Source organism: Polaromonas sp. CG_9.7, assembly GCF_015752205.1.
GTDB lineage: Bacteria > Pseudomonadota > Gammaproteobacteria > Burkholderiales > Burkholderiaceae_C > Polaromonas.
Genome location: NZ_JADOVG010000021.1, coordinates 23,865 through 34,873, shown reverse-complemented (window position 1 = coordinate 34,873; position 11,009 = coordinate 23,865). Strand labels below are relative to the sequence as shown.

Sequence of the window (11,009 nt, the reverse complement as noted above, 5' to 3'; positions counted from 1 at the left end):
AAATAACACGCCCATGACCGCCATGCTGCCACAAGGCGCCTGCGACTGCCACCTTCATGTCTTTGAAAGGGGTTATGCACTGGCACCGATGGCGACCTTCACGCCGCCCCTTGCCCCAGCCACCCGCTACCGCGAGGTCCAGCGCGCACTGGGCTTGCAGCGCGCCGTGGTCGTGCAGCCCACAGGCTATGGTTTTGACAACGCCTGCACACAGGCCGCCGTTGCCGAACTCGCTCAAGGGGGTATGGACGCGCGCGGCGTGGCCACCGTGCCGCTGTCGGTCAGCGATGAAGAACTGGACCAGTTGCACCAAAGCGGCATCCGTGGCGTACGCTTCATGATGTTGCCCGGCGGCTTGCTACCGTGGAGCCATCTTGAGCCGATGGCCGTACGCCTGGCTGCTCGGGGCTGGCACATCAACCTGCAGCTCAATGGGCACGAGTTGCCGCAACACGAGCCCATGCTATTGCGCCTGCCGTGCCGGCTTGCCATCGACCACATCGGAAAATTTCTCGGTCCTGTGGACACACAAAATTCTGCTTTCGCGTCACTGCGTCGCATACTAGACCACGGCAAGGCCTGGATCAAGCTGTCGGCACCGTATGAAAGCTCGGGCAGCGGACCGCCTGGTTATACCGATATCGCACCGCTGGTTCAGGCGCTAGCGGCTTCCCATCCCGAGCGCTGCTTGTGGGCCAGCAACTGGCCGCACCTCAATGTAATGCCCGTGCCAAGCAATTCGGCCCTGCTGGACTGGACGCTGCGGCTGGCAGGCGATGCACCCATGCGTCAACGCCTGCTGGTAGACAACCCGGCCGAACTTTATGGATTCGAGGCTTTGTGAGCCCACAATTGCGTCTGCAGTTGCTCTAGTTGGTGGAATTCATCGCCGACGCCAAAGACGGGGCCGAGCTGGAGGCAACCACAACCTGATGCTGGCGGCCCTGATGAATTTGTTGAACAACGCCTTGAAGTTCACGCACCCGCACGCGCAGGGGATGCTAAATTCCTACGGCGTGGAGGTGCTTCTTTAGGCCAGCCAACGAGACCCAACTCCAGCACCCCCCTAAGATAACGCTCAAAATCTAAACATAACACCCGTCGGCGAGGCGGGCTAGGACAGGCAGCCAGTTTTAGTCGGCCGTGAAGGCTCGGGTTAATCAGCTACTTTAGCGGTAGTTTGTTAAAGCTGGAGATAGAGGTTAATCCCGTGGCCGGCGTTCAGGGCGCCGAGCAGTTCGGCGAGCTCGGCCGGCGGGGGCGCGCTGGCAAAGGCGGCCCAGCAGCGTGCCAGCCAGTACGCCGGGGTCAGCCAGGCGCGCACCGCGCGCAGCAGGCGCGGCCAGCACGGCAGCGCCTTGACGGGGCCGGTTTTTTTCCCCCGCCTCGGACGGCGCTTCGGCGATACCAGTGAGTTGCGTGGACGAGTCGTCCGCGCAGGCTTGACAGGCAGCGTGCCACCAGCAAAAGGCAAATGCGCAGCACACCAGCGTCCAGTGGCGACGAATGGCCCGGTCGCTTCGAACCATGAAGTCGGCCCAGCCGAGCTCATCTTTCATCTGCTTGTAGCTTTGCCGGGCCCAATTGCGCAGACCGTACAGCCGCACGACTTCGCCCAGCGGGGCCTGCTCGCGTGATAAGTTGGTAGTGAGGTACCAGGTCGACAGGGCCGGCAACGCACGCCGATTGGTCGTGGCGCACACAGCGCGCACCGGCTGGTCCGGCCCATAGCCGAACAGGGTCAGCTCGGCGGCCCACCAGTGCTCGGTGTGACCGTCCCGGAAGCGGCGAGTCACTTCACGCCAGGCACTCAGCGGCAGCGCCTCGGCCGCATCGGCAAACGAATGGTCCGCCTCGGCCGGTGCCCAGCCGCGCCCAAAGGCGCCGCGGCGCGCCAGAACATGCGGCAAACGGCGATCGAGCAGTGCCTTCTCCAAAGCCCTGTCGTCGCCATAAAAGCAGTCTGCCACGATAGAGCTGAACGCGATGCCCGCTGCTTGCGCGCGCTCGACCAGCTCCAGTGCAATTTGCGGCTTGGTATGAAACGCCGCATCGTGCTTGCCGTGCGCCAGTCGCACGGCCGGCGTGTACGGCGCTACATGCAGCGGATAGTAGCGCGCCTCATCAGCCCACAGCGTGGTCACCGCCACGATGCCGTTGTCGATTTTTCCCACCGAGCCGAGGTACTGGCGCGCCACATGGTCGGTGGCGCTGCCGTCCTTGCGATCGCCCGTGTCATCGATGATCAGGACTCCGTGCGCCGCCGGGGCCGTGGCCGGCTCATCTACCAGCAGTGCCAGGCGCTGGGCATTGATCGCTTCGGCGTCCCAGGCGGCCTCGGAAAGGAAAAACTGCAGCCGCTGCACCTCGGCGGCCTGCGCCTGAACCATCGGCTCTGCACCGACCAGCGCGGTCTGTGCCGGCCGGTACGACCCCAATCTCCCCAAGTTAAGACAAATCGAGTCACATCAGCAATTTTTCTGAGTCATGTATTTGTGTGGTTTTGGCCTGGGCTTGCGCGGCTTTGACACGCCATCGCGGTGGCGGTATGTCATTTTGGCGATCAGTCGCAGCACCTCACGAAGCATTTTTCCGACTTTCTTGGCAAGCAGCAAACCTGGCAGCAGGGGCTTGAGGACGGTGTGTGCATAGGCATGATTGATGCGCCCTGACTCAGGCAGGTGGGCGCCCTCATGGGCGGCCCTGGAGGTCAATGCCTGCAAGTTGTCGCACAAGATTTTTGCCGCGACATCTTGAACAACGGCTTGCTGTGACAAGCCCGATACATGCTCCAGATTAAGCCTGTGCTTGAGACGTTTGAACGCCTCTTCGATACCCCAACGCTGGTGGTACAGGTCGCTAAAGCAAGCCGCCGGGAAGCGCTGTCTATCCAGCAGGTTTGTCATCAAGACACGTACAGCTCCATTGGGGGCGATGTGGCGTACCAGACGCACGGTTTGCGGTTCGCGCGGGCATTCGTAGTCTTCGCAATCGCGTTTATTGGGGGCGCGCAGCATCACGTTTTTTTCTGTCAATCCGCTGCGCAGGAAGTCGCGCACGCAGGCGAAATTGCCGCTTCCGGATTTCTCCACGCGCATGCAAAACGGTAGTCTGCGCTGGTTCAACACCGACACCAGCCAGCAGCAGGGATAGCCCCGATCCATCAGCAGCAAATCACTGCTGGACAGGCGATCAAGGTGCTCGAACAGCATCTGACGCTCGTTGTTGTCACGCACGCTGTACAGCGAGGTGGCAAGCATCAACTCCGCCGTGGGCAGAAACAGACCAAAGGCAATTTGATCGGCCAGCGCAGGACAATTGACATTGCTGGTGCGCACGCCAAAGCGCACAGTGGAGGCATCGGCGGCGACCAAGCGTAAACCACGCCACAGGGGCAAAAAGCCATAGTGTCGGGCGCGCTCAATCAGCCAGTCGTTGAGCTGCGGGATGGCGTCCAAGGACAGTTTCGCGCGCGCCTGAGAGAAGGCTTGTTCAGAAACGTTGCGCACGAGCTGGGCTTGTTGGCGTAAATGGGCGAAAAACTGGTCGAGTTCGGCCTGGATGCTCATGCGCATGCCGCACAACAGCAGCGCCACCAGAGACGGCAATGGCAACTTGCGTATTCGCGTAAATGCAGTGGGATGCGCGGGATGACGAGCGGACTTGAGAAACTCGGGGGACGTCAGGTGCGCAGAAATATCGGAAAAAAGAGCAGAAAGAGACATGTTCGCCAATGAGATAAAAAATTCTCACTGGCAAAAAAATTACTGCACTTTGTCAAGCTTTATTTGATCGATTCCCAACTATTTTTCTGACTTCCAGAGTCAAATCCTTAACTTGGGTAGATTGGGTACGACCCGGTCTGCTCGCGAACCAAAAGAGCGCAGGCATCAAGAGAAGATGAAGGAAATTCGTGTGACATGTCAGTCTCCGGCGGGATTGCCCGGTTCCGGCTCGGTTCACAGCGCAGCGGTCAAGGTTCGAAGACGGCCGCCAGGACGCCAGCGCGCACAGCGCACGCAGACCTTGACGGCGAGAACGCCGTGGTACGGTGAAGGAAATCAGCAAACCCGCCCTCCCCGCTCCCGCATCGAGTGGGCAAGCGCAGCGCGCAGGCCCGGCAGGGCCGAAGGCGTGAAGGATCGAAGCCCGCCAGGGCCGTGACCGGGACTCCGGGCACGGGGCGTAGCCCGAGAGCCTGACGGTGCTAAGCACCGGCACGTACCTCTGGCTCATCAACAACCCAAAGAGTTTTCTCATTTGTCGCAAGCACCCGCCGGCCAGCAAGCACGTAGCTGCAGTCAGCAAGGCAGTATTTGCCGAGCCATCTTGACCAGCCTATCGTCAGTCGACCGAAGATATGTGCAAGCGGATTGTCAATGCCTGGCGCACGGAAAGCGCATCATCATCTTCAACATTGAAATGTTCAGGCTACGCCAATATCGCCCATCGTCGCAGCGACTGTTAGTAGCTCCTTGTCGCTCGGCTGATTCCAGTTCTCACCAAAAGCCGCCTCGGCATAGGTACCGAGAAACTTGGACTTGACTAGGGGATGCTGCCACCCATCCTTTCGAAGCCTTTTGATGATCTGAGAATGAAGGCCCGCTGTTTCCATGGCGTTGATCACCTGTTGGGTTAATGCTTCTTGCTCGGCAGCAGACATGGCCTTGAAGTCTGATTCAATGACGGCCAGACGCTGGCTGGTCCAAGCGTTGCGCCAAGCGAGTTGGCGTTGAGTTTTGGAAGCCAGCGCCTGGCTACTCGTAGGAATGGCCTTGGCAGCTTTTTCAGCTGCGGCCCGCGTCGCCTGAGTAGCATGTCCCGGCATGATCGACACCAAGTATCGCGTGGGATCTCGCACGGGCTCTGGATAGGCAGACTGAACGCGCCGGGACAGTTCTGGCAAGGCCGTGATCAGCGCTTCGTTACCGTAGGTCTCGACAATATGCTCAATGCGTTCATCAGGTATACCCAATTGGCGCGCCAAGTGAATGGATTGCAGATCGACTTTTTCAGGGGCCTTTCGGTCTGCACAGGCATCAACTGCCTTTTTCTTGATAAAAAACTGCACTTCCGATATGTAGCGACCACGACGATGCTCAACCAACTCTATATCAAAAGGCGAGGCAGCATTTACTTCAGCAACGGCTGGCTTTAAAGTGTCCCGTTTAAAAAAAGAGTACTCAAGTTTTTCCAGCCTGGCCTCATCGGGAATCCGGCCTGTCATGGGGTCATGCCACCAGCGCCAAGGCTGGCGTGGGCTGCGGCCTATGTTTTGGTAGCGACAGGCCAATTCGTATAGAAAGACTGCAGGATGGGTACGCAGCTGGGAAACCACTTCCATTTTGATGCGGGCAAAGATTGTCGGATTGAGCAGTTCGCTGCGCAAGTTAACAGCAAATGACCAGTCAACCCACACCTCGGCGCGCTGCTTTCTGATCTTGCAATGCGCTAGCAAACCGCAGGCATCCCAGTCGGTACCCTCGCCTGTCGTCGGCGACTGCCATTCAACCACCGTCGAGATCATCGACTTCAGATGCTTTTTGATCAGATTCAAGTCATTTGAATCGTATTCAAGCAAATGAACAATGTCTGAAAGCGGGGCCGTATGAACTTCGCGATCATGTCCTGCTTCCTTGTCATTTTGGGACAGGTGAAGTAATACGTTATAGGTTTTCCTGGCCAATGCAGAGATGCGCTCGCTCCTGGCCGTAATGGCTAGCGCCGTGACGGGCTTTTTCAGGTCAACATCGCGAACGTGAGGCTTTTTGACGGCATCTAGGGACTTCATGCCTTTGACTGTATCGCAGGATTCCTTTAGATGAATAAAAGATTTCATGTAAATTTCTTCTTCACTGCGGCGCTGGAAAAGTGCTAAGAGGAGAAAAATCGCGAGGATTTTTCCTGAAACGTCTCATGTGAGGGAAGCCGGCTTAGCGCTGAAGCTCCGCTAAAAGTAAAAAATGCCGTTGCTCAGGTAGCAAAAAGCGGCCTTTTAAGTGTGCAGTTTCTTTCCTGTATCCACCCTGCCAGCATCCTGAAGTTCCGCAGAAATGTCCTGTATCCCCTGCAAAAGGCTCCCGAAGTGCCTCGGAAGTATCCTGTAATGGCTCAAAAAAACAATCTAAGTTGTTGATTTTAAAAAGAAAAACAATACCTAAAGGTATTAGAGGGTTTTGAAGAGTTACAAACTTATAAATCCCTGTAGACAGTCCATCAGGATTGATTTTTGAAAACAAAAGCCTTCGCATGAGTGAATGCAGGATTTTTCCAGAAAAAGTTTGCACAAATTAGCTTCACAAGCGAAAATTGTGCAAACACGCATCGTGCGTGCAATTACATAAAAGAAAAGCAAATGAAATCTGTTAGCGAGAACTTACTGCAGCCCATGACCATGAGCGATATCGTTCAGCAAGCAGCAAGGGCCAGTGACATGGTCAGTGCAGTAAGAACGACCATGCTCGCACCAACAGCGAAAAAAGTAAGTCCCACCTACAACCAGACGGAAGTAGCTACGCTTTGCGGAATAGACCGTGGTCCGTTTGCTTACAGAATGAAGAATGATGAACAAGGCACCCTTCCTCAAGGCGTAACCAGGCCCGAGCGCCGAGGAAAGGAATTTACGTTAGCAGAAGCGCGGACCTGGGTAAGAGATGTGCGAAAAGACAAACTTCGTCCTGAAGGCGCTGAAGCGGTAGTCATCAGCATTGCCAATTTCAAGGGGGGTGTCGGAAAATCTACCACAGCCATGGCTTTAGCACAGGGCCTGTCATTGCTGGGGCACCGCATTCTCCTGATTGATGCAGACCCTCAAGGCTCGCTCACCACGTTGACCGGCTTGCTCCCGGATTTGGATGTCGAAGACAAGGACACATTTTTGCTTCTGGTCTCCGGGGAAGAAGAATCGATTCGTTACGCTATTAGGCCTACATATTGGGATGGAATTGACCTTGTAGCGGCCGCCCCATTGTTATTCAGCATTGAATTTACCCTTCCGTCCAGACAAGTACGCGAAGCGGGCTTTGAGTTTTGGAACGTTTTGAATCTTGGAATAGATGATGTCCGTGAAGACTACGATGTCATCATCATTGATACTGCTCCAGCTTTATCGTATGGCACTGTGAATGCATTGATGGCCAGCAATGGGATCATCATGCCGCTGCCACCAAATGCACTCGACTTTGCATCGGGTGCTCAGTTTTGGAGTTTGTTTGCAGATCTGTCTGAGAGTCTTTCAGGCAGCGGACATTTGAACAAAACATACGATTTCATCAACGTTCTGCTGTCAAGGGTCGAAACTGACGCTGCAAGCGCGATGGTCCGCAAGTGGATTATCTCCACTTATGGTGACAAGGTACTGCCTGTCGAGATTCCAAAAACAATCGTTACGTCAACATCAAGCGCAGAGTTTGCTACTGTCTACGATATATCTCGATACGACGGCTCTGCCCGAACCTACAAGCGCGCGCGTGAAGCCTATGACAGTTTGGTCGCTTATGTGGAGCGCCTTGTTCATGCCGTATGGCTACGTGATTCGTCCAATCGTAAATCAAAATTTAACTGAACATGGCACGTAAATTATTTGAGAAGGGTGACTCAGTAACTTTGCCCGCAAGTGTTGGCGCATCAGCAATTCAAGCGTCCAGTGTGGGCCGTCCTCGAACAGCAATCGGTGGAATGGCGCAATTCGTTGTTGATGAATCCAAGGTCCGGCTTGAACTCGAATCATTGCGTGCTGAGTATGCAAAACATGAAGGAGCCAAACCAGCGCGGTTGCTCGATCCGCAGGTAATCAAACCATCGCAATGGGCTAATCGTCATGAAGACTCCTTTCGAACTGAGGAGTTTATTAGCTTACGAGCAGAGATTGACAACGCGGGCGGCAATGTCCAGGCCATCAAAGTTCGTCCCCTGCCCAATGACTCGATTGAGCAAGACCACAACAAGATTGCATCGCAGCCTTCGAAATCTCCGGAAAAAGAGGGGGTTGAACCGTTCAACCCCCCCTACGAATACGAAATTGTTTTTGGGCACCGGCGCCATCGAGCATGTTTAGACCTGGGGATTCCAGTGCTTGCCCTGATTGAGGAAACCACCGAGCAAGAACTCTTTGTCGACATGGACCGGGAAAACAGGCTGCGCGCTGATCTCTCACCTTGGGAACAGGGAGTGATGTACGCGAAAGCGCTGGACGGGGGTCTATTTTCTTCCAATGCCCGCCTGGCGTCAGCAGTTGGCCGTGATACGGGAGTAATTGGCAAAGCGCTTTCCCTTGCCAGGCTGCCTTCTACCGTTGTTGATGCCTTTCCCACACCGCTTGAGATTCAATATCGCTGGGCCAAACCTCTCACAGACCGGTTGCTTGTTGACCCAGAGGCTGTTACTCATCGCGCAAGGGAATTGAAAGAGTTCAAGGAAAAGCTTTCCTCAAAGGAAATTTTTGAACTGCTGGTTTCTGAACAAGAATTACCTCAAAGGCAGCACCTTGATTCAGCGTCTGGGCGCCAAGTGACCGACGCAGAAAGGAAGACTAAGAAAATCGTAATCGGAAGTCGAGGGAAAAATATGGCGACGTTTTCAATGGACAGCAAGGGTCGCGCTATGGTTCGCTTCAAATCAGTTATGACTGCCGGTGACAGCGAAGCGCTGGTCAAGCTGATACAAGAATTTTTGGACAAGCGGGCGTGAACACAGATTGCGGCCTTGTCTGTAGGATGTTGTAGGCCCCCGCAAACCTATCCGGAAAATGCCTTCCCCAGCTCATCCACCCGCCGCTTGATGGGTGCCCGGCCATAGATCGCCGTGGTGGTCTGGATGGAGGCATGCCCCATCTGCGCCTGGATCACGTCCAGAGGCACTTGCCGGGCAATGGCTCTGGTGCCAAAGGTGTGGCGCAGCCAGTGGGTGGTGGCCCCCGCCAGTCTTTCTCTTTCGTTGGCCGGCAGGCTGGAAGCCCGCACCGCCTTGGCCAGCCAGCCCTTGACATGCTCGTAGAGCGCCTGGTAGCCGATGGGTGCCATGGGATCCAGGCTACTTGCCAGCAGGGGCGCATCCGGCGGGGCCTCCTGGATTGAACCCAGGCCGCGCACCTGGAGGTAGTCCTGCAGCGCGGCCAGCGCCTGCCCGGGCACGGCGGCGATCCGGTTCTTCGCCCCCTTGCCACGCACCTGCATCACCCAGCCCTCGGGCTCCAGGCGCAGGTCGCCCAGCGTGGCCGACAGGAGCTCGGCCGAGCGCAGGCCCACGGCCTCGACGAACAGCAGGATGAAGCGGATGCGCGCGCTGGAAGGCGAGGGCGCCTGGCCGTCCACGAAGCGCAGCACTTCGAGCATCGCCGCTTCGCTGAAAGCCTTGGTGTCCAGCATCTTGTGGCCCGGATCGTCCCCCGTGGCCTGGTTCACCAGCACCCAGGGGTTGGCACTCAAGTACTGCGCCGACTGCAGCCAGGCAAACAGCGAAGCGATGATCACTACTGCCTGGCGGCAACTCGCGTGCGACAGGGGACCGCGAAAGGGCGCCCAGCCGGGCTGGCCGGGCGCGGCCCGAGCCCGGGAGATCCAGCGCGGCGGAATATTCTGAAGGAAGGCCATGAACGCCCCGCAGTCGGCCACCGTCATCTGCGCGAGCCTGGCGCCACCCCGTTCATACTGCAGCCACAGCAAGAGGCGGTGGGCTTCGCGCTGGTAGACGCGCACGGTGGCCAGCGAGCCCGCCCGCGCCTGGATCCAGCTTTGCACCGCCTGCCCGTCTGAATTCACGTCCAGCAGCGGGCGCGCCACAGCGGTCTGCGTGACCTCCTCCAAAGCGCGAAGGCCTGACGCCTCGTCCGTTGGCGCGTCAGGAGCGCGGGAAGTGCGCGCAGGCGAAGGCGCGCCAAACAGCGCCGGTGTCGCGCTCAGTGCAAAGAGCGGCCTGGGCGGCTGCACGTCCCTCGGCAAGAGCGTGGCCAGGTGGCGCTCGATGCGCCTAGCCTTGGCAACCCCGACCGCGGGCAGCGCAGCAAACCAGCGCCCGCCCGCCGAGATGCGGGCGTTCAGGGCCCCCAGTGTCAAGAGGCCCGCCGTGACTAATTTTGTCGCCAGCGCCTCCTCGAACCAGCCGGCCACCATGTCGGAGGGCTGCGGCGTCTCGGCGGCCACGCCCTCCAGGCGGCGCAGGAGTTCCAACTGGCGCTCCCGCAGGCGCTGGCTGCGCGCGGCTTTTCGCTCCAGGGGAAAGGCTTCGGCATAGAGCGTGAGCACCTCGCTTTCGGAAAAGCCGTCCAGGCCGTGCTGCTGCGCAAAGGCGTCGAGCGAGGGGCGCACTTCGCCGCCGGGGACCCGGATCGTGAGGCCAACTAAGCGCCAGGCGGACTCGCCCCGCCGCCTGGCCACCGCGCGCACCGCGTCGACCGCTTCCTGGTGCGCCGTCTTCGCTTCATGGCCGTGCTCGATGCCCAGGTACCGCCGGGCGCATTCGGCTAGGTTCAAGCCTTCGGCGGCGGCGCGCAACTGGGCAAAGTGGTGCGGGCCCAGGCGGCGCACGAAGCGGGGATGCGCCAGCGCGGGCTGCGTTGGCTTGGCGGGCAGGGGCGTCATGGACGGGTCCATCGGGGGGTGAAAGGATTAGCCGGGCGTGCGGGGTGCGCGCCTTCCGGCCTCCCGGCGTCGCAGAAAAGGCGCGTACACCGTGCTCGGGTCGGCAGCGAACAGGCAAAACGCGGCCTGCCAGGACGCGCCAGGCGCGCCGATTGCACCCTGGCCAGGGGTGGTGTCAGGGCGCATGCGTAAAAACCGCTGGCGGGGCTGCTGTCGCGTGCCGGGCGACTGGCGCGGCGCGGAGCAGGGTGACGGTGGCCCGCACCCCAGCCCTGTACCAGCGCACGCGCCGGGGGTGGGAACGCTGGCGCGGGGCCGCGCAAGGCCTTGTCAGGCTTGGAGTTTTTCATAGGCTGCAGGCAGGCGGAGGTTTTGACCACTGGATTTTACCCTGAGATAATGAGCGTTATCTTAGGGGGGTGTCTTGAAAAC

General features: G+C 58.3%; 9 protein-coding genes. 3 read left to right on the top strand and 6 right to left on the bottom strand.

The annotated features are described in order from the left end of the window. Nucleotides 1-22 precede the first annotated feature (22 nt). Nucleotides 23-844: an amidohydrolase gene (locus tag IWX87_RS16935; RefSeq protein WP_196864715.1), complete on the top strand. Its 822-nt coding sequence runs from the start codon at nt 23-25 to the stop codon at nt 842-844. Nucleotides 845-1,202: 358 nt separating this feature from the next. Here the strand turns inward: IWX87_RS16935 and IWX87_RS16930 are convergent, their stop codons facing one another. The 4 genes from IWX87_RS16930 to IWX87_RS16915 form a co-directional block, all read right to left on the bottom strand. Continuing rightward, complete coding sequence (locus IWX87_RS16930) at nt 1,203-2,390, bottom strand: IS701 family transposase (protein WP_231376563.1); 1,188 nt, start codon at nt 2,388-2,390, stop codon at nt 1,203-1,205. Nucleotides 2,391-2,468: 78 nt separating this feature from the next. Then, nucleotides 2,469-3,725 (bottom strand): IS4 family transposase, encoded by a 1,257-nt coding sequence (locus IWX87_RS16925; RefSeq protein ID WP_196864690.1) that lies wholly within the window; start codon nt 3,723-3,725, stop codon nt 2,469-2,471. Nucleotides 3,726-4,426: 701 nt separating this feature from the next. After that, a complete protein-coding gene (locus IWX87_RS16920) occupies nt 4,427-5,839 on the bottom strand; it encodes a RepB family plasmid replication initiator protein (protein WP_196864689.1) in 1,413 nt (470 codons plus the stop codon). A gap of 94 nt (nt 5,840-5,933) precedes the next feature. Beyond that, nucleotides 5,934-6,287, bottom strand: coding sequence for a hypothetical protein (locus tag IWX87_RS16915; RefSeq protein WP_196864688.1), 354 nt, complete (start codon nt 6,285-6,287; stop codon nt 5,934-5,936). A gap of 107 nt (nt 6,288-6,394) precedes the next feature. Between IWX87_RS16915 and IWX87_RS16910 the strand changes: the two genes are divergently transcribed. Both IWX87_RS16910 and IWX87_RS16905 read left to right on the top strand, forming a co-directional pair. Then, nucleotides 6,395-7,564, top strand: a complete 1,170-nt coding sequence (locus IWX87_RS16910) for an AAA family ATPase (protein ID WP_231374871.1) — start codon at nt 6,395-6,397, stop codon at nt 7,562-7,564. Between the two features lie 2 nt (nt 7,565-7,566). After that, nucleotides 7,567-8,688: a ParB/RepB/Spo0J family partition protein gene (locus IWX87_RS16905; RefSeq protein WP_196864686.1), complete on the top strand. Its 1,122-nt coding sequence runs from the start codon at nt 7,567-7,569 to the stop codon at nt 8,686-8,688. Nucleotides 8,689-8,735: 47 nt separating this feature from the next. On the opposite strand, the gene IWX87_RS16900 is transcribed toward IWX87_RS16905, so the two are convergent. After that, complete coding sequence (locus IWX87_RS16900) at nt 8,736-10,577, bottom strand: tyrosine-type recombinase/integrase (protein WP_196864685.1); 1,842 nt, start codon at nt 10,575-10,577, stop codon at nt 8,736-8,738. 27 nt (nt 10,578-10,604) lie between these two features. Then, nucleotides 10,605-10,763: a hypothetical protein gene (locus IWX87_RS16895; RefSeq protein WP_196864684.1), complete on the bottom strand. Its 159-nt coding sequence runs from the start codon at nt 10,761-10,763 to the stop codon at nt 10,605-10,607. Nucleotides 10,764-11,009 lie beyond the last annotated feature (246 nt).

Bases quoted from the DNA above. Each gene is read 5' to 3' on its own strand.
- IWX87_RS16935 (WP_196864715.1), top strand. From the start codon at position 23: ATGCTGCCACAAGGCGCCTGCGACTGCCACCTTCATGTCTTTGAAAGG.
- IWX87_RS16930 (WP_231376563.1), bottom strand. From the start codon at position 2,390: ATGGTTCAGGCGCAGGCCGCCGAGGTGCAGCGGCTGCAGTTTTTCCTT.
- IWX87_RS16925 (WP_196864690.1), bottom strand. From the start codon at position 3,725: ATGTCTCTTTCTGCTCTTTTTTCCGATATTTCTGCGCACCTGACGTCC.
- IWX87_RS16920 (WP_196864689.1), bottom strand. From the start codon at position 5,839: ATGAAATCTTTTATTCATCTAAAGGAATCCTGCGATACAGTCAAAGGC.
- IWX87_RS16910 (WP_231374871.1), top strand. From the start codon at position 6,395: ATGAGCGATATCGTTCAGCAAGCAGCAAGGGCCAGTGACATGGTCAGT.
- IWX87_RS16905 (WP_196864686.1), top strand. From the start codon at position 7,567: ATGGCACGTAAATTATTTGAGAAGGGTGACTCAGTAACTTTGCCCGCA.
- IWX87_RS16900 (WP_196864685.1), bottom strand. From the start codon at position 10,577: ATGACGCCCCTGCCCGCCAAGCCAACGCAGCCCGCGCTGGCGCATCCC.
- IWX87_RS16895 (WP_196864684.1), bottom strand. From the start codon at position 10,763: ATGCGCCCTGACACCACCCCTGGCCAGGGTGCAATCGGCGCGCCTGGC.